Source organism: Sphingomonas sp. NFR15 (genome assembly GCF_900103265.1).
Lineage (GTDB): Bacteria > Pseudomonadota > Alphaproteobacteria > Sphingomonadales > Sphingomonadaceae > Sphingomonas > Sphingomonas pollutisoli.
Window position 1 is genome coordinate 74121 of record NZ_FMWX01000011.1, and the last position, 16924, is coordinate 91044.

Below are 16924 nucleotides of genomic sequence, written 5' to 3' on the forward strand. Positions count from 1 at the left end.
CGCTCTGTATGGCTGTGTGCGCCGCAACACCACCCCTTCGGGTGCGTGGTTTTACAGGCAAGGTTAGGCTGCTAGGGCTTGGTCAGACGATCTCCGGGTCCGTTCGCCCTGAGCGAAGTCGAAGGGCGTGCCCCTGGCGCACGGGCTTCGACTTCGCTCAGCCCGAACGGAGGGGGAAGCGGTCGGGGCAAATCGGGGCGCACATGCACTACAGGCGGGTGATCGGGACGATAAGTGTGGCGGCGGCCATGCTGGTGGCGGGCGGCGAGGCGCATCCGCAGTTCTTCGGCGCGTTCGGCGCGTCCAACGACAGCCAGCCGCCGGTCACGCCGTTCGACCCCACGCGCACCCCGCCCGCGCCGAACTATGCCGAGCGGTCGGAGTGGGTGTCGCTGCCCGACATGCGCGACCCCGCCGACGATGCTCCGCCCGGCGTGCGCGCGATCGACCAGCGGCAGGCGAAGGTCGCGGTGTTCTTCCTCTATCCGACCTCGTTCACCAGCGGCGAGCAGTGGAACGCCGATACGCGCGACGCCGATCTCAATGCACGGGTCGCCGGCACCTCGATCCGCGACCAGGCGAGCGTGTTCAACGGCTGCTGCGCGATCTACGCGCCGCGCTACCGCCAGATGACGCTCGGCGGCTATGTGAAGTGGAGCGAGAACAGCGTGCGCGCCACCGAAGTCGCCTATTCGGACGTGGCGCGCGCGTTCCGCCAGTTCCTGGTGTGGAATCGCGGGCGGCCGTTCATCCTCGCCGGGCACAGCCAGGGTTCGCGGCAAGGCCGGCTGCTGATCGAGCGCGAGATCGACGGGCGGCCGGCGGCGCGGCAGATGATCGCCGCCTATCTGATCGGCACCTGGATCGAGCGCGATTGGTTCCGCGCGCTGCGTACCACGCGCCCGTGTACGCGCGCTGACGATACCGGCTGCGTGATCGCGTGGTCGACCTATGCGCAGGGTCGCAACGCGACCGCGCAGCGCATCCTCGTCGCGCGCCAGTCGGGCTTTTCGGTCGAGGTGATGAGCGGGCCGCACGTCTGCATCAACCCGCTCGATTGGTCGCCTGGCAGCGAGACGGTGCCGGCGCGGTTCAACAAGGGCGCATGGCTGCACGGGCCGGGGCCGCTGGCGCGCCCGATCGAACCGGGGCTGGTCTCGGCGCGCTGCGACGATGGCGCGCTGTACATCTCGCCGCCGGGCAAGCCGTTCGCGGACATGGTGATCCCGATCGGCAATTATCATAAGGTCGATTACAACGTGGCGTATATGAACCTGCGCGAAAATGCGGGAGTGCGCGCGGCGGCGTTTCTGCGGCGGGTGCCGAAGTCCAAGCCCGCTATCCCGTCGATCCGCCCCGAGGTTCCGTTTCGATCTTCTTGAGCGCTCTCCAGTCCGTTCGCCCTGAGCGCAGTCGAAGGGCGTGCCAAGCAGCGCAGCGTTTGTGGCACGTGCTTCGACTGCGCTCAGCACGAACGGAGTAGATTACGAAAACGCGGCGACGCCGGATCACGCCAGGTGCGGGGGAGGTTCACCTTCGCCCCACAAACCGCTATATGCGCGTCCGAACCTCCGAGGAATCTCTCCCATGTCCCTCCGCCCGTGGCGCGATATCACCCGTCGTCAGAGCCGCCAGATCATGGTCGGCACCGTTCCCGTCGGCGGCGACGCGCCCGTGACCGTGCAGACCATGACCAACACGCCGACCAGCGACGTGAAGGCGACGATCGACCAGATTCGCCGCTGCGAGGATGCCGGCGTGGATATCATCCGCGTCTCTTGCCCCGACGTCGAGAGCACCACCGCGCTGAAGCAGATCGTCCGCGCGAGCCGTGTGCCGATCGTCGCGGATATCCATTTCCACTACAAGCGCGCGCTCGAAGCCGCCGATGCGGGCGCGGCCTGCCTGCGCATCAACCCCGGCAATATCGGCTCGTCGGACCGCGTGCGCGAAGTCGTCAACGCCGCCAAGGCCAATGGCTGCGCGATCCGCATCGGCGTCAACGCCGGGAGCCTCGAGAAGGATCTGCTCGAAAAGTACGGCGAGCCGTGCCCGGACGCGCTGGTCGAAAGCGCGCTCGACCATATCAAGCTGCTCCAGGATCACGATTTCCACGAATATAAGGTGGCGGTGAAGGCGTCCGACCTGTTCCTCGCGGTCGCCGCCTATCAGCAGCTCGCCGACGCGGTGGATTGCCCGCTGCACCTCGGCATCACCGAGGCGGGCGGGTTCGTCGGCGGCACGGTCAAGTCGGCGATCGGGATCGGCTCGCTGCTGTGGTACGGGATCGGCGATACGCTTCGCGTCTCGCTCTCGGCCGAGCCCGAGGAAGAGGTGCGCGTCGGCTTCGAAATCCTCAAGGCGCTCGGCATCCGCAACCGCGGCGTGCGCGTGGTGTCGTGTCCGTCGTGCGCGCGGCAGGGGTTCGATGTGATCCGTACGGTCGAGGCGCTCGAATCGCGGCTTCAGCATATCCGCACCCCGCTGTCGCTGTCGGTGCTCGGCTGCGTCGTCAACGGCCCCGGCGAAGCGCGCGAGACCGACATCGGCCTGACCGGCGGCGGCAACGGCAAGCATATGGTGTATCTGTCGGGCATCACCGACCATACCGTCGGCGACGCCGACATGCTCGACCATATCGTCAAGCTGGTCGAGGCCAAGGCCGCTGAGATCGAGGCGGCGAGCGCTCCGGTGGCGGTGGCGGCGGAGTAAGGGTTCGGGTTCGCGGCCGGCCGCGGGCTTCCACACCCGTTCGTGCCGAGCGTAGTCGAAGCACGTGCCGCGGGCGTTGTGCTTTGGGCGCGCGCTTCGACTTCGCTCAGCACGAACGGCGTAAAGCTGATAAGCCGTGCTGATGATTCCCGTCGCCATTTCTCGCTGACCTTCCCCCGCCACACCGCTACACGGCGGCGTGATGAAGCCGCCGCCCGCCCTTGTTTTTGCCGTCGCCACGCTCGGGATCGCGGTGTTCTCGGTGATGGACGCGGTGATGAAGGGGCTCTCGCTCGCGATCGGGGCGTATAACGCGATCCTGTGGCGCAGCCTCGCCGGGACGGTCATCACCGGCGCGATCTTCGTGGGCGCGCGCACCCCCTGGCCGGCGCGCGCGGTGCTGCGCGTGCATCTGTTGCGCGGCGGCATCTCGGCGGCGATGACGATCCTGTTCTTCTGGGGCCTCGCGCGCGTGCCGATGGCGCAGGCGGTGGCGCTGACCTTCGTCGCGCCGCTGGTCGCCTTGCTGCTCGCCGCGCTGCTGCTGCACGAGCGGATCGGGCGTAGCGCGCTGATCGGCTCGGGCGTCGCGCTCGCCGGGATAGCGATCATCGTCTCAGGGCAGGCGCGCGCCGAGATCGGGCCGGAGGCGGTGCCGGGATCGCTTGCGGTGCTCGGCTCGGCGCTGTGCTATGCGTGGAATATCATCCTGATGCGGCAACAGGCGCAGGTCGCCCGCCCGGTCGAGATCGCCTTCTTCCAGACCGCGATCGTCGCGGTGATCCTCCTCGCCGCCGCGCCGCTGTTCGCCGCCGCGCCGGCGGCGCGGCACTGGCCGGCGCTGGTCGGCGCGGCGGCGCTGGCGACGACCTCGCTGATGCTGCTCTCCTGGGCCTATGCCCGCGGCCGCGCGAGCGACCTCGCGCCGAGCGAATATACCGCGTTCGTCTGGGCGTCGCTGCTCGGCTGGCTGGTGTTTTCGGAGCGGCTGTCGTCCTATACGCTGGCCGGCGCGGCGCTCATCATCGCCGGCTGTGTGGGCGGCCTGCGTGCCCGCCTGCGCCCACCCGCATTGGAGACCAGCCTGTGACCGTGACGATCCGCTTCGCCCGCCCGGACGACGTACCGACGATCCTGGGGTTCGTGCGTGAGCTCGCCGCGTTCGAGAAGGAACCCGAGGCGGTGGTCGCGACCGAGGCGCTGATGCACGAAGCCTTGTTCGGCGCGCGTCCGGCCGCCGAGACGCTGATCGCCGAGATCGATGGCGCGCGCGTGGGCGTGGCGGTGTTCTATCACAATTTTTCGACCTGGACCGGGGTGCGCGGGATCTGGCTCGACGATCTCTACGTTACGCCGGACGCGCGCGGGGCGGGGGCGGGATCGGCGCTGCTGCGCGAACTCGCGCGGGTGGCGGTGGATCGCGGCTGCGCGCGGTTCGAATGGTGGGTGCTCGACTGGAACACGCCCGCCGTCGAACTCTATCGCCGGATCGGCGCCGAGGCGATGGACGCGTGGACGGTGCAGCGCGTCTCGGGGGAGGCGCTGACGAAACTGGCGGGGCGCTGATGGCGGTCGACGAGGGGCTGGCCGACTGGGTGACGGAGGCCTGCGCGCCGCTGGGCGCGATCAGCCGAAAACGGATGTTCGGCGGCGCCGCGCTCTATTGTGACGGGTTCGCGTTCGCGATCCTCGCGTTCGATGCGCTGTGGTTCAAGGCCGACGCCGAGAGCGATGCCGCGTGGGATGCGATCGGCGCCGAGCGGTTCGCGGTGACGCGCGACGGCGGCAAGGTGCAGTCGATCAATTACCGGCGCGCGCCGGACGACGTGTATGACGATGCCGATGCGATGCGCGACTGGGCCGGCCTGGCGATCGCCGCGAGCCGGCGTGCGCCGGTGAAGACGCGGAAGACATAACCGTCGCCCCGGCGCGGGCCAGGGCCGCTGTGTTTGGGGCACGCGGCCCGCCAAATTATGCAGCGGCCCCGGCCTGCGCCGGGGCGACGAGGAGTCGATTAGACGGCCGACGGCTCTTTCTGGTTCGCCTGCTTGTAGCGCTCGATCGATTCGATCACGATGCGGCGGGCATCTTCCGCGCCCAGCCACTGGCCGACGCGCACCCACTTCTTCGCCTCGAGATCCTTATAGTGGGTGAAGAAATGCTCGATCTGCTGCATCACGATCTCGGGCAGGTCGCTGCCTTCGCCGATCTTGCTGTAATAGGGGAAGGTCGCATCGACCGGGACGGTCAGCAGCTTCTCGTCGCCGCCGGCTTCGTCCTCGAGGTTGAGCACGGCGATCGGGCGGACGCGCACCACGCAGCCGGGGATGAACGGCGAGCGCGCGACCACCAGCGCATCGAGCGGATCGCCATCGGGCGAGAGCGTGTGCGGGATGAAGCCGTAGTTGGCCGGATAGCGCATCGGCGTGTGCAGGATGCGATCGACGAACAGCGCGCCGCTGGCCTTGTCGAATTCATATTTCACCGGCTCGCCGCCGACGGGAACTTCGATGATGACGTTGAGGTCTTCCGGCGGGTTCTTGCCGGTGGGAATCATGTCGATCCGCATTCGTATATCCTGTCCCTGTTGGTCGATGGCCGTGCGTTAGCGCGGCTGCAGCAAGCGATCCAGACCACCCTCTCCAGAGCCGATCTTTTCAAGATGCGGATAGCGGAGGCCACCATGATAGTCGATGGTCACGGTGTCGATCGCGGTGCCGTGCTTGACCATCAGCGCGATCGGCGCCGAAGCGGTCTTCGCCGCGGTGATCGCGGCCTTGATCCCGGCATCGGTATAGGCCGCGCCGTTGACCGCGACGATCGTGTCGCCCGGCGTCAGCGCCGCCTTGAACGCGGGCGTGTTCCAGCCGACGGCGGTGATCTCGGCGTCCTTGCCGATCGTCACCCCAAGCGAATAGCTGAGATCGGTGATCTTGCGGGTCTTCTCGCTGTCCTTCGAAGCGGGTGAGGGCTCCTCGGTATAGACGAGCTTATAGCCGTTGGCGGCGAAACCGGAGATCGGCGCGGGCGCGCCGGTCTCGGTCAGGCGCTTGTGGAGCAGCCCGGCCCAATCATATGGCACGATCTGGTCGAGCGTCTTGGCGACATCGTCGAACGTGTAGGTGACTTCGCCGTAATCGCCGTCGGTCAGCCCGAAGAACGCGCGCGCGAAATCGTCGATCGATTTCTTGCCCTTCGATTCGCGGCGGAGGATCGAATCGACCTCCATCCACACCAGCAGGCCCTCGTTGTAATAATCCTCGGAGCGCTGGTAGCTCACCCAGCCGCGCGGGCGGCGCTGCGACATCGTGGGATCGTTGGTGGTGTCGATCAGCGGCTTCCAGTTCCGCCCCGGCCGGTTGTCGAGCGAGGCGAGGATCGACGCATACATGTCGAGCGTGTCCTGCTTCGATACGATGCCCGAGCGCGCCTGGAGCACATAGCCCCAGAATTGCGTCTGGCCTTCGTACACCCACAGCGAGTTGTCGATCATCGGCGCGCGGAAATCGGGGGTCCACAGCTCGGCGCCGCGGCGGAACTTGCCGTCCCAGCTATGGGTATATTCGTGCGGCAGCAGGTTGCGCGGGCCGGGGCCGTCCTTCCAGTTGAGGAAATAGCCGAGCTTGACCCCGTCTTCCGACGAGCGGTGATGTTCGAGGCCAATGCCGCCGATCTGGTCGGAGATCGCGAGCAGGAATTCATAGGTGTCGTAATGCTGCGCGCCGAACAGCTTGACCGCCTGGGTGACGAGGCGTTCGTGCGCGGCGATCTGCTCGGGGGTGGCGGCGAGCTCGGCGGCATTGTCGGCGAACACGTCGAGGTTGACGCGCGGCGACAGCGCCCATTTCTTGTAATAGCGTCCGGCGAGCACCGGCGAATCGACCAGCACCTCGTAATTGGTCGGCTGGTAGCGATAGGTCGATCCGGTCGCGGTCGAGGGCAGGCCCGAGGCGGCGGTCCAGCCGTCGGGGTATTTCACCGTCGCCTGCACCGGGATCTGCCGGGTGAAATAGCCGGCGGGATAGAGGCTCATCGAATTCCATTGGAGCCGCAGCAGGTTCTGCGACATCACGATCGAACCCTGATCCGACTTGGTCGCGGACAGGAATTGCAGCTTGATGTCGAGCGCGCTGGCGCCCTGCGGCACGTCGATATGGAAGGCGTAAACATCGACCGGATCGCGCGTCCAGGCGATCTCCTGCCCGTTCGCGCTGATGTGCAGCCCGGCGAGCTTGTCGATCTGGCCGGTCGGCGAGTGGCTGCCGGGGAGCCATTTCGGGAACAGCAGCACCATATGCCCCGCCGATACGCCGCTGATCGTCTCATGGGTGGTGAAGATGCCGCGCCGCGTGTCGGTCGCGTCGATGTCGAGCGTCACCGTGCCGGGGAAGGCGACGTCGCGCGCGGCCGGAATGGTGTCCGTGAACGGCACCGGCTGCGGCTTGGAGTTTTCGGCGTGAGCGGGGAGGACGGCGAGGGCGCCGAGGGCGAGCGGGGCAAGTGTGCGGTGCATGAAATCCAGCGGAAAAGGGAATTGCGTTACGAGCGTAGCGCGGCTTCCTTACCCTAGTCCAGTCAGTTCCCGGCGTTTCCTAACGTATTGATGGTAAAGGCCAGAACGCCGAGGTTGAACACGAAGGCGGCGAGGCTGTGGCCGAGCGCCACGCGGCGGAGCTGGCGCGAGGTGATCTGAACGTCCGAGGTCTGGAAGGTCATGCCGAGCGTGAAGCTGAAATAGAGGAAGTCCCAATAATCGGGTTCGTCGCATTCGGGGATGTCGAGCCCGCCCGAATCCTTGCCCGCCGCCTCGCTGTAATAGAGATGCGCATAGTGCAGCGCGTAGACGGTGTTCGAGAACAGCCACGCCAGCACCAGTGTCGCGATCACCAGCGCGATGATCTTGAGATCATTCTTGCCCTGCAATTCCTTGGCGACCGCGACGAGGATGACGAGCATCGTCACGCCGGTCAGCACGAGCAGGCCGGCGCGATTGGCATCGTTGTTGCGCGCGGAGCGCCGAATATCATCGATCTCGATATTGCGCAGCAGCGACGCGACGAGGACCAGGAACACCAGGCTCGCCGCGTCGAACGCCGCCATCGCGCCACGGCTCCAGCCGAGCGCGGGGATCGCCGTGGCGAGGCCGATTACGAACACGATTCCGAACGCGATGAAGCGCGGCGGGGCGACGGTGTGGCCGAGGTTGAGGCGCTTCATGACGGCCAAGCGGTAGCCGCTTCCGCCACCGCTTTTCAAGCGCGCGGCTTGGGCCTAGAGGACGCGGCTTTATGGCACGCATCGAAACCCCAAAACGCATCCGCGGCACGCAGGATATCTTCGGCGAGGAGCAGCGCCGCTTCGCGCACGTCGTCGAGACGTTCGAGCGCGTTCGGAAACTGTATTGCTTCCAGCGGCTCGAAATTCCGGTGTTCGAGAGCACCGCGGTGTTCGCGCGCTCGCTCGGCGAGACGACCGACGTGGTCTCCAAGGAGATGTACACGTTCGAGGATCGCGGCGGCGATTCGCTGACGCTGCGGCCCGAGTTCACCGCGGGCATCGCGCGTGCTTATCTGACCGAGGGGTGGCAGCAGTACGCGCCGCTCAAGCTCGCCACGCACGGCCCGGTGTTCCGCTACGAACGCCCGCAGAAGGGACGCTTCCGCCAGTTCCACCAGATCGACGCCGAGGTGATCGGCGCGGCCGAGCCGGCAGCGGATGTCGAACTGCTCGTGCTGGCCGACCAGTTGTTGCACGAACTGGGGATCGCCGACGGCGTGACGCTCCAGCTCAACACGCTCGGCGACGCGGCGACGCGCGATGCGTGGCGCGCGGCGCTGGTGGCGCATTTCGAGGCGCATCGTAGGGAGTTGTCAGAGGACAGCCTCGCGCGGCTTGAGAAGAACCCGCTGCGCATCCTCGATTCGAAAGACCCGCGCGACCGGCCGATCGCCGATGCCGCGCCGGGGATCGACGATTATCTTACCGCCGATGCGGGCGCGTTCTTCGAGAGCGTGACCAAGGGACTCGATGCGGCTGGCGTGGCGTGGACGCGCAACGGGCGGCTGGTGCGCGGGCTCGATTATTACCGCCACACCGCCTTCGAGTTCGTCACCGATCGGCTCGGCGCGCAGGGTACGGTGCTGGCCGGTGGTCGCTACGACGGGCTGATCGAGAGCCTTGGTGGGCCGCCGACGCCGGGTGTCGGCTGGGCGGCGGGGGTCGAGCGGCTGGCGATGCTGATCGAGGCGCCGGCGGTGGAGGCGAGCCAAGTCGTCGTAACAACCCATCTTGATGTGCTCTCTGACAAAGTTATCGCCGTCACCAGCGCGCTGAGACGGGCGGGGATCTCCGCGGAATTTGTACTCGGCGGCTCCGCAAAGAAGCGCTACGATAAGGCACAAACCAAGTTACCGTTGCTGGTATTTGTCGTCACTGAAATGCCGATCGAGACACGTCGAGCCCCGACGATCTACATCGATGTCAAGGCAGGTAAGGGCGGTGGCCGATTGAGCGGCGACGAAGCCGAAGCGCTCGGGCGACAGTATCTGGATAGCGCGGGCACAGTTTCTGAGGTTCTGCCAGAGGAGCGCGCTTTGGCTGACTTCGCGTTCTATATTTGATGACCACCATCTCCCCCGAGCGGATCGCGCAGATCGAGGCGCGGCGGGATGAGTTGCAGGCGCAGATGGCGATTGGTGATCTCTCGTCCGAACGGTTCGTCGCGGTGTCGAAGGAATATGCCGAACTCGAACCCGTCGCGCGCGCGGCGGGGGAAGTGCGGCGGCTGCGCGCCGAACTCGATGAACTCTCGGGCATGGAGGCGGAGGGCGACGCCGAATTGAAGCAGATGGCGCGCGACGAGAGCGAAGCGATCCGCACCGCGCTGCCGCAGGCGGAACGTGCGCTCGCGCTCGCGCTGCTGCCGCGCGACGCCGCCGACGAGCGCGCGGCGATGCTCGAAATCCGCGCCGGCACCGGCGGCGACGAGGCGGCTTTGTTCGCGGGCGACCTGTTCCGCATGTACCAGCGCTATGCCGAGCGGCAGGGCTGGCGGGTCGAGCTGATCTCGGCCTCGTCCTCGGAAAGCGGCGGCTTCAAGGAAGCGATCGCCTCGGTCGAGGGCAAGGGCGTGTTCGCGCGATTGAAGTTCGAAAGCGGCGTCCACCGCGTCCAGCGCGTGCCGACCACCGAGGCGGGCGGGCGAATCCACACCTCGGCGGCGACAGTGGCGGTGCTGCCCGAGGCGGAGGATGTCGACATCAAGATCGACGACAAGGATCTGCGGATCGACGTATATCGATCCTCCGGGCCGGGCGGCCAGTCGGTCAACACCACCGATTCGGCGGTTCGGATCGTCCACATCCCGACCGGGCTGACCGTGATCCAGCAGGACGAGAAATCGCAGCACAAGAACAAGGCCAAGGCTTTGAAGGTGCTGCGCACGCGGCTGTACGAAATGGAGCGCGAGCGGCTCCATTCGGAGCGCGCGGGGGCGCGCAAATCGATGGTCGGATCGGGCGACCGCTCCGAGCGAATCCGCACCTACAATTTCCCGCAGGGGCGCGTGACCGATCACCGCATCAACCTGACGCTGCACCGGCTGCCCGAAATCCTCCAGGGCGAGATGGACGAGCTGATCGGCGCGCTGATCGCCGAGGACGAGGCTGATCGGCTGGCGTCGCTCGATGGGTGAGTTCCCCGCCCGTTCACGGGAGCGGTTAGGGGAAGGCGTGTCCGCACATGCGCCGTTCTCGGTTTGACAGGCCCTCCCCCGACCCCTCCCGCAAGCGGGAGGGGAGTTAGGGTTGCGCTGGCGGCTGCCGCGCGGGAGCTCGCCGGTGTTTCGCCGACGCCGCGCCTCGATGCCGAGGTGCTGATGGCGCATGCGCTTGGGGTGTCCCGCGAGGCGCTGTTGCTCGGCCGTCTCGATGACGCCGTGCCCGACGCCTTCGCCGCCCTTCTCGCGCGTCGCCTCACTCACGAACCCGTCGCCTATATCACCGGCCGCCGCGCGTTCTGGACGATCGACCTCACGGTCGGCCCCGGCGTGCTGATCCCGCGCGCCGACAGCGAGACGCTGATCGAGGCGGCGATCGACCATTTCGCTGGGCGCGCGCCGGTGCGCATCCTCGATCTCGGCACGGGGCCGGGGACGTTGCTGCTCGCCGCGCTCGATCAGTGGCCGCAGGCGACCGGGCTGGGCGTCGATGCTTCGGCCGCCGCGCTCGACTATGCGCGGCGCAATGCGCAGGGTCTCGGCATGGCCGACCGCGCCGACTTCCGGCTGGGCGACTGGGCGGCGGGCATCGGTGGCACATTCGACCTGATCCTCGCCAACCCGCCCTATATCGGCACGCGCGAGCCGCTGCCGCGCGAGGTGCGTGACCATGAGCCGGGCACGGCGCTGTTCGCGGGCGAGGATGGCCTCGACGACTATCGCGCGATCGTCCCGCAGCTCGCGCCGTTGCTCGCGCCCGGCGGGGCGGCGATCCTCGAAATCGGCGCGACGCAGGCCGACGCCGTTTCCGAACTGCTCGCCGCCGCCGGGTTCGCGGTGGCGCTGCGGCGCGACCTCGCCGGGCACGCGCGCGCGCTGATCGCGTCTTGAAACGTCTCCGAACGGAAACAATATTCCGCTTGGATTATCGTGCGTCAGCCGCTATTGCACGGCTATTGGGGCATACGATTTCGCCGTAGTCGGGTCGATATCGGGATGTTGCCCGCCTCCTTCGTCATGAAATCGCTGTGGTCCGGCGATCGTGGCAGGCTCTCTCCGCCAGACTTGGTCTGTGTCGGAATGGCCAGGGGCATGCATTCACATACTCGTGGAGCACACGCCGGTTTGGTTTCGAAGGACAGGACAAAAAGCAGTTGATTAACAATCGTCAAGCCGGCCGTCGTCGCGGTCGTGGCGGGCAGCAGCAGCGCTCGCAGGGTGGCAATCCGGGCCGCGGCCAGGACAATGGCAACCGTATCGACAATCGGGCGCGCGGCAACGCGGCGCAGCTCCTTGAGAAATACAAGGCGCTCGCGCGCGACGCGCAGATGCAGGGCGACCGCGTCAACACCGAATATTATCTCCAGTTCGCGGACCATTATTTCCGCGTGCTCGCCGAGACGCGCGCGCGTTTCGAGGAGACCAACCCGTCGTCGCAGGGGCAGGGGCGCCGCCTGGGCGGTGCCAACACGTTCGATGAGGACGAGCAGGATTACGAGGACGAGGGCGAGCCGATCCGCGGCGAGCAATCGCAGCCGCCGCGTCAGCAGCCCAACGGCAACCAGAATGGCAACGGCCACGCCCAGAACGGGGCGAACGGCGGCCAGCGGAACGGCAACGGCCAGTCCGACGACGACCGCCCGCGCCGCGACGACCGCCCCGAGCGCCAGCCGCGCCAGGAACGCTTCGCCGATGATCGCCGCCCGCAGCGTGACGGGAACCGTCAGGATGGGCGTCAGGACGGCCGCCGGGAAGCGCGCGAGGACACGCCGCGCGCCGGGCAGCAACCTGATCTGGTCGAGCAAGCCGCGGAACACGCTCCCGCCGATCAGCCCGAGGTCGCGGTCGCGGCGGTGACGCCCGCGCCCGAGACCCCGGCCGCCGAGCCGCCCGCCGCCGAGCCGCGCCGTCGCGGGCGCCCGCGCCGCACGGCCCCGGTCGAGGCGGAGCCCGCGCCGATCTTCGACGCCGGGTTGCTGCCGCCCTCGCTCACCGCCAGCGCCGCTCCGGCGGAGGCGGCGCCGGTTCAGGACGCCGCGCCGGTCGCGGATGCCGACGCCGAGCCGGCCGAGAAGCCGCGCCGCCGCCGCGGCCGTCCGCCCGCGACCGAGCCGGTCCAGGCATAACGACGAACCCGCCCGTCGCGCCTTGATGCTGAGCATATCGGCGTGGGGGCGGGTCGGTGCGGCTGGGGCACGCACTTCGACTGCGCTCGGTGCGAACGGCGTCATGGGGGCGCTTCGGGCCGTTTGGCGCGCATTGTCATCGTCCGGTCGCGGCCCTAGCGTAGCGCTGGCGGCGCGAACGGGGGAGAAAGCGATGCGGCTTGGAGTTTCGACGGCGGTGCTGGCACTGGTCGCCGCACCCGCGATCGCGCAGACCGCCCCGGACGCGCCCGGCCCCGCCGCCGCTTCCAGCCCCAGCGCGCAGGGCGACGTTTCGGTCACGATCTACGCCAACGATCTCGCGCTCGTGCAGGACACGCGGCGGATCACGCTGCCGCGCGGGACGAGCCGGCAGGAGTTCCCCGACGTCTCGGCGCGAATCCGCCCCGAGACGGTGACGCTTGCCGCGCCCGGCGCGGCGATCGTCGAGCAGAATTTCGATTACGACCTGCTCTCGCCCGGCAAGCTGATGGACAAAGCGGTCGGCCAAACCGTGACGGTGGTGCGCACCAACCCCGCCACCGGCGCCGAAACCCGCGAGAGCGCGCGCGTGCTCGCCAACAATGGCGGCACGATCGTCCAGATCGGCAACCGTATCGAGGTGCTGGGCGAGAATGCGCATGTCGTGTTCCCGTCGCTGCCGGCGGGGCTGCGCGCGCGGCCGACGCTGTCGATCACGCTCGATGCCGAGGCGGCGGGCGCGCGACCGGTGACGCTCAGCTATCTGTCGCGCGGGCTCGGCTGGAAGGCGGATTACGTCGCGCTGTTCGATGAGCGCGCCGGCAAGCTCGACGTGCAGGGCTGGGTGACGCTGTCGAACACCAGCGGCACCACCTTCACCAACGCGCGCACGCTGCTGGTCGCCGGGACGGTCGGTGACGGCCAGGATGACGGCTATCGCCCCAACCGCTTCGGCGTGCCTCGGCCCCCGCGCGGCAGCCAGCCCGGCACCGAGACGAGCGGACGCGAGCAACTCGGCGATTTCTACGTCTATCCGCTCAGCGGACGCACGACGATCGCCAGCGCGCAGACCAAGCAGGTGAGCTTCCTCAACGCCGCCGGCGTGCCCGCCGCCAAGGTCTATTTCTACCGCAACCCCTGGCTCGGCAAGCGTGACGAGGCGGCGAGCGTCGATACCGTGCTGAAATTCTCGTCGTCGAAGAACGGCGGGCTCGGCGATGCGCTGCCCGCCGGCACGGTGCGCGTCTATATGCGCGACGTGCGCGGCAGCCCGCAGTTCATCGGCGAAAGCGCGATCCCGCACACGCCGATGGGCTCCGCGCTCGCGCTCAAGACAGGCGAGGCGTTCGACGTCAAGATCCTGCCCGTCGTCGAGAAGCGCGAGAAGGTCGGCGACACGCGCTGGCGCACGACAATGCGCTACACGCTCACCAATGCGCGCGCCGGGGGTGTGACGGTGGAGCTGGCGCAGGCCGGGCTCGACAGTTGGTGGCATGACACGCGGATCGTGGACGAAAGCCAGAAGAGCGAGCGCGCCGATGCCGACGAGGCGGTGTGGCATGTCGCCGTGCCCGCCAACGGATCGGCGAGCCTGACCGCGACCTTCGACACGCGCTACTGATGCGCGTGTGCGCGCTGGCGGCGGCGGTGCTGGTCGCGTTCGCCGCGCCATCGGTGGCGCAGGACGCACCGACGATCGACTCGGCCGCGCCGCAGAAGCTCGCGGTGACGATCTACCGCGCGCCCGAGCGTGCCCCGGACACCGCGATCGATCGCGGGTGGTTGCGTGGTTACGCGCTCATCACCGAGCAGCGCACCGTGACGTTGCCGGCCGGACTCGCGGTGATCCGCTTCAAGGGCGTGTCAGCGGGCATCCTCCCCGAAAGCGCGATCGTCAGCGGCTTGCCCGAAGGCGTGCGCGAGAAGAACCTCGACGCCGACCTGCTGTCGCCGCGCAGCTTGTACGGCGCGAGCTTCGGCCGCCCGGTGACGATCCGCCGCCGCACCGGCAAGCGCCTGGTCGAGGAGGCGGGCATCCTCCGCTCCGGCCCCGATGGCGCCGCGATCGTCCAGACGGCGGCGGGGTTCGAGGCGGTCGATTGCCACGGCGGCGCGGATGCGATCGGCTACCACGGCGTGCCGCCGGCGCTGCCCGACACGCCGACGCTGTCGGTTCAGGTCGATTCGCCTGCCGCGCGCACGGTGACGCTGACGCTGTCCTATCTCGCCTGGGGGTTCGACTGGCAGGCCAATTACGTCGCGACGCTGCGGCCCGATGGCGCGAGCGCCGATCTGCTGGCGTGGGTGACGCTGGCGAGCGGCGACGTGACGAGCTTCCCCGATGCCGAGACGATGGTGGTGGCGGGGAAGGTCAAGCGCGAGGACAGCGCGCCGTATCCGGGCGGGCTTGGTGTGCCATCGCTCGTACTGCAATGCCTGTCCGAACCGGAAGAGCCGGTACAGCAGAGTGTCCCACCACCACCACCCCCGCCTCCACCGCCCGCGCCGATGGCTATGGAGCGTGCCATGGACATCGTTGTGACCGGCGCCAAGCGCATGGTGAAGCAGGAGGATCTCGGCGACCTCAAGCTGTACCGCGTGCCGGATCGCACCAATGTCGCGGCGATGGCGCAGAAGCAGGTCGCGTTGCTCGATCGCGGCGGTGTGCCGGTCGATCTGCTCTACCGCGTCCGGCTGAGCGACGGTGATCCCGGCGCGGTGCGGATGGTGCTGCGCGCGACCAACCGCGCGGACCGTGGGCTCGGCGTGCCGCTTCCCGCCGGCCCGGTCGCGGTGTTCGCGCCGCACGGGCGTACGCGGCTGCTGATCGGCGAGGGGGCGGTCACCGACAAGGCGATCGGCGAGGATGTCGAGATCGATTTCGCCACCGCGACCGAGGTGCGCGTCGAGTCGACGCACCTCGCCACGGGCAAGCATTGGGAGGATTACGGGCTGGTCGTGCGCAATGCCACGCCGCGACCGATCCGCTTCGAGGCCGAGATCGATGCGGTGCCCGCGCGGATCCGCAAACCCTCGGTGCCTTTGCTCCGCCGCGACGGCACGCTGCGCATGCCCGTCACCGTACCCGCGAACGGGAGCGTCACCCTGCGCTACCGGCAGATCGACGAAGCGTGAGCCTCACGTCTCGCGGCGATCGACCGATTCGTCATGGCCGGTACCCGAGCTGAGGAACACCAGCCCCATCAGCGCCGCCGCCAGCATGATCGATCCGCCCGCGCCGCCGACCACCGCGAGGATGGCGATGAACGACAGCGGGCCGTAGGTCGCCTGTAGCGCCCAGACCGCCGCCGCGATGAACACGACTGCGACCACGCCCATCCACAGCAGGATGCGTCGGAAGCGCGCCCAGGCGAAGGCGGCCGCCGCCGGATCGTCGAGGCCATGCGGGTGCTCGTCCATGCTTGCGCTTTGCGCCCGAAAGGAGGATTTCTCAAGCACGGCCAAACCCGCAAAGCGCGTATGCCGAGGAGAGATGCCATGACCATCGAAGCGATTCTGCAAACCAAGAGCGCCGACGTCACCGCGGTTCCGCGAACCACCACCGTCGCCGAGGCGGCGCGGCTGCTCGCCGAAAAGCGTATCGGCGCGGTGCCCGTGCTCGACGGCGATGCCGTGGCGGGGATCTTCTCGGAACGCGATGTGATCCACGCGCTCGCCGCGCAGGGTGCGGCGGCGCTCGATAACCCGGTCGGCGATGTGATGACCGCGCCGGCGATCACCGTGTCACGCGACGAGGCGGTGCTCGGCGCGCTCTCGCTGATGACGCGCCGGCGCATCCGGCATCTGCCGGTGGTCGAGGGCGGACGGATGATCGGCTTCATCTCGATCGGCGATCTCGTCAAATATCGCATCGATCGGATCGAAGCCGATGCGGAAGCGATGCGCAGCTACATCCAGTCGGCCTGAAGGGCGTCCGAATCGCCGCATGACCCGATTCGGGCTACCATGACTCGGTAGTGTCACGTTGAAAATGGCGGAAATCCGTGTGTTTTGGGGCGTATCGTCAAAAAACTGCAAAAAGTGTTTGACGGTATTGGGGTGTGGTCCTAGAGGGGTGTCACCGCAGCGGTGGCCGACACGGCCGGCGCGGTGGTCACCAAATGTTCGGCGCCAGACCGCCCCGGTAAAAGGGGGTTAGGTTGGGCGTCGGTATTTTGCGCTCTTTGACATTGTTGGTTTAGATGAAGGGACATGTGGGCGGCGGCTTGCGGGTTCGGGCGTTTTCAAGGCGTTCGGTACTCGTTTAAAGCTATGCTGGCTCACAAGTCCTTCACGTATCCATACGTAAGAATTTGTGCAGACCATGCTCCTTGAGATGCACTTTCCTGACGGGTTATTCCGCTCGCTG

General features: G+C 67.8%; 16 protein-coding genes. 12 read left to right on the top strand and 4 right to left on the bottom strand.

What is annotated here, in order from left to right:
* Positions 1–203: 203 nt before the first annotated feature.
* The 5 genes from BLS81_RS19070 (at position 204) to BLS81_RS19090 (ending at position 4628) form a co-directional block, all read left to right on the top strand.
* Positions 204–1382: a DUF3089 domain-containing protein gene (locus BLS81_RS19070; RefSeq protein ID WP_176787266.1), complete on the top strand. Its 1179-nt coding sequence runs from the start codon at positions 204–206 to the stop codon at positions 1380–1382.
* Positions 1383–1587: 205 nt separating this feature from the next.
* Positions 1588–2712: a flavodoxin-dependent (E)-4-hydroxy-3-methylbut-2-enyl-diphosphate synthase gene (ispG, locus tag BLS81_RS19075; protein WP_093226285.1), complete on the top strand. Its 1125-nt coding sequence runs from the start codon at positions 1588–1590 to the stop codon at positions 2710–2712.
* A 202-nt stretch (positions 2713–2914) separates the two neighbouring features.
* Complete coding sequence (locus tag BLS81_RS19080) at positions 2915–3802, top strand: DMT family transporter (protein ID WP_093226286.1); 888 nt, start codon at positions 2915–2917, stop codon at positions 3800–3802.
* A complete protein-coding gene (locus BLS81_RS19085; protein WP_093226288.1) occupies positions 3799–4278 on the top strand; it encodes a GNAT family N-acetyltransferase in 480 nt (159 codons plus the stop codon). Before BLS81_RS19080 ends, BLS81_RS19085 begins: the two co-directional genes overlap by 4 nt.
* Positions 4278–4628, top strand: coding sequence for a TfoX/Sxy family protein (locus tag BLS81_RS19090; protein WP_093226289.1), 351 nt, complete (start codon positions 4278–4280; stop codon positions 4626–4628). The genes BLS81_RS19085 and BLS81_RS19090 overlap by 1 nt, the downstream gene beginning before the upstream one ends.
* A gap of 98 nt (positions 4629–4726) precedes the next feature.
* Here BLS81_RS19090 and ppa read toward each other — a convergent pair whose 3' ends face one another.
* The 3 genes from ppa to BLS81_RS19105 all read right to left on the bottom strand — a co-directional run bounded on the left by ppa (position 4727) and on the right by BLS81_RS19105 (position 7929).
* A complete protein-coding gene (gene ppa / locus BLS81_RS19095) occupies positions 4727–5281 on the bottom strand; it encodes an inorganic diphosphatase (RefSeq protein ID WP_093226291.1) in 555 nt (184 codons plus the stop codon).
* Positions 5282–5317: 36 nt separating this feature from the next.
* Positions 5318–7225: a M61 family metallopeptidase gene (locus BLS81_RS19100; RefSeq protein ID WP_093226292.1), complete on the bottom strand. Its 1908-nt coding sequence runs from the start codon at positions 7223–7225 to the stop codon at positions 5318–5320.
* Positions 7226–7287: 62 nt separating this feature from the next.
* The gene (locus BLS81_RS19105; protein WP_093226309.1) at positions 7288–7929 is read right to left on the bottom strand and encodes a DUF1345 domain-containing protein; all 642 of its coding nucleotides are present in this window, start codon (positions 7927–7929) and stop codon (positions 7288–7290) included.
* Between the two features lie 71 nt (positions 7930–8000).
* Between BLS81_RS19105 and hisS the strand changes: the two genes are divergently transcribed.
* The 6 genes from hisS (at position 8001) to BLS81_RS19135 (ending at position 15690) form a co-directional block, all read left to right on the top strand.
* On the top strand, positions 8001–9332 hold the full coding sequence (hisS, locus tag BLS81_RS19110) for a histidine--tRNA ligase (RefSeq protein ID WP_093226294.1): 1332 nt from the start codon (positions 8001–8003) through the stop codon (positions 9330–9332).
* Positions 9332–10405 carry a peptide chain release factor 1 gene (gene prfA / locus BLS81_RS19115; RefSeq protein ID WP_093226295.1) on the top strand — a complete coding sequence of 358 codons (1074 nt, stop codon included), beginning with the start codon at positions 9332–9334 and terminating at the stop codon, positions 10403–10405. Before hisS ends, prfA begins: the two co-directional genes overlap by 1 nt.
* A 117-nt stretch (positions 10406–10522) precedes the next feature.
* Positions 10523–11320: a peptide chain release factor N(5)-glutamine methyltransferase gene (gene prmC, locus BLS81_RS19120; RefSeq protein WP_176787269.1), complete on the top strand. Its 798-nt coding sequence runs from the start codon at positions 10523–10525 to the stop codon at positions 11318–11320.
* Positions 11321–11583: 263 nt separating this feature from the next.
* A complete protein-coding gene (locus BLS81_RS19125; RefSeq protein WP_093226298.1) occupies positions 11584–12555 on the top strand; it encodes a DUF4167 domain-containing protein in 972 nt (323 codons plus the stop codon).
* A gap of 193 nt (positions 12556–12748) precedes the next feature.
* Positions 12749–14176, top strand: coding sequence for a DUF4139 domain-containing protein (locus tag BLS81_RS19130; protein ID WP_093226300.1), 1428 nt, complete (start codon positions 12749–12751; stop codon positions 14174–14176).
* Positions 14176–15690, top strand: coding sequence for a DUF4139 domain-containing protein (locus tag BLS81_RS19135; protein WP_256326342.1), 1515 nt, complete (start codon positions 14176–14178; stop codon positions 15688–15690). Before BLS81_RS19130 ends, BLS81_RS19135 begins: the two co-directional genes overlap by 1 nt.
* Before the next feature lie 3 nt (positions 15691–15693).
* Here the strand turns inward: BLS81_RS19135 and BLS81_RS19140 are convergent, their stop codons facing one another.
* A complete protein-coding gene (locus BLS81_RS19140; RefSeq protein ID WP_093226301.1) occupies positions 15694–15975 on the bottom strand; it encodes a hypothetical protein in 282 nt (93 codons plus the stop codon).
* 78 nt (positions 15976–16053) lie between these two features.
* Here BLS81_RS19140 and BLS81_RS19145 point away from each other — a divergent pair, with 78 nt between their 5' ends.
* Entirely contained in the window at positions 16054–16482 is a 429-nt protein-coding gene (locus BLS81_RS19145; RefSeq protein ID WP_093226303.1) for a CBS domain-containing protein, read from the top strand.
* The last annotated feature ends 442 nt before the right edge of the window (positions 16483–16924 follow it).

What these genes read in the sequence shown, in the direction of transcription:
- BLS81_RS19140 (WP_093226301.1), bottom strand. Translation starts at nt 15,975, where the DNA reads ATGGACGAGCACCCGCATGGCCTCGACGATCCGGCGGCGGCCGCCTTC.
- hisS (WP_093226294.1), top strand. Translation starts at nt 8,001, where the DNA reads ATGGCACGCATCGAAACCCCAAAACGCATCCGCGGCACGCAGGATATC.
- ispG (WP_093226285.1), top strand. Translation starts at nt 1,588, where the DNA reads ATGTCCCTCCGCCCGTGGCGCGATATCACCCGTCGTCAGAGCCGCCAG.
- BLS81_RS19145 (WP_093226303.1), top strand. Translation starts at nt 16,054, where the DNA reads ATGACCATCGAAGCGATTCTGCAAACCAAGAGCGCCGACGTCACCGCG.
- BLS81_RS19130 (WP_093226300.1), top strand. Translation starts at nt 12,749, where the DNA reads ATGCGGCTTGGAGTTTCGACGGCGGTGCTGGCACTGGTCGCCGCACCC.
- prfA (WP_093226295.1), top strand. Translation starts at nt 9,332, where the DNA reads ATGACCACCATCTCCCCCGAGCGGATCGCGCAGATCGAGGCGCGGCGG.
- BLS81_RS19080 (WP_093226286.1), top strand. Translation starts at nt 2,915, where the DNA reads ATGAAGCCGCCGCCCGCCCTTGTTTTTGCCGTCGCCACGCTCGGGATC.
- BLS81_RS19100 (WP_093226292.1), bottom strand. Translation starts at nt 7,225, where the DNA reads ATGCACCGCACACTTGCCCCGCTCGCCCTCGGCGCCCTCGCCGTCCTC.
- BLS81_RS19090 (WP_093226289.1), top strand. Translation starts at nt 4,278, where the DNA reads ATGGCGGTCGACGAGGGGCTGGCCGACTGGGTGACGGAGGCCTGCGCG.
- ppa (WP_093226291.1), bottom strand. Translation starts at nt 5,281, where the DNA reads ATGCGGATCGACATGATTCCCACCGGCAAGAACCCGCCGGAAGACCTC.
- BLS81_RS19135 (WP_256326342.1), top strand. Translation starts at nt 14,176, where the DNA reads ATGCGCGTGTGCGCGCTGGCGGCGGCGGTGCTGGTCGCGTTCGCCGCG.
- BLS81_RS19070 (WP_176787266.1), top strand. Translation starts at nt 204, where the DNA reads ATGCACTACAGGCGGGTGATCGGGACGATAAGTGTGGCGGCGGCCATG.
- BLS81_RS19105 (WP_093226309.1), bottom strand. Translation starts at nt 7,929, where the DNA reads ATGAAGCGCCTCAACCTCGGCCACACCGTCGCCCCGCCGCGCTTCATC.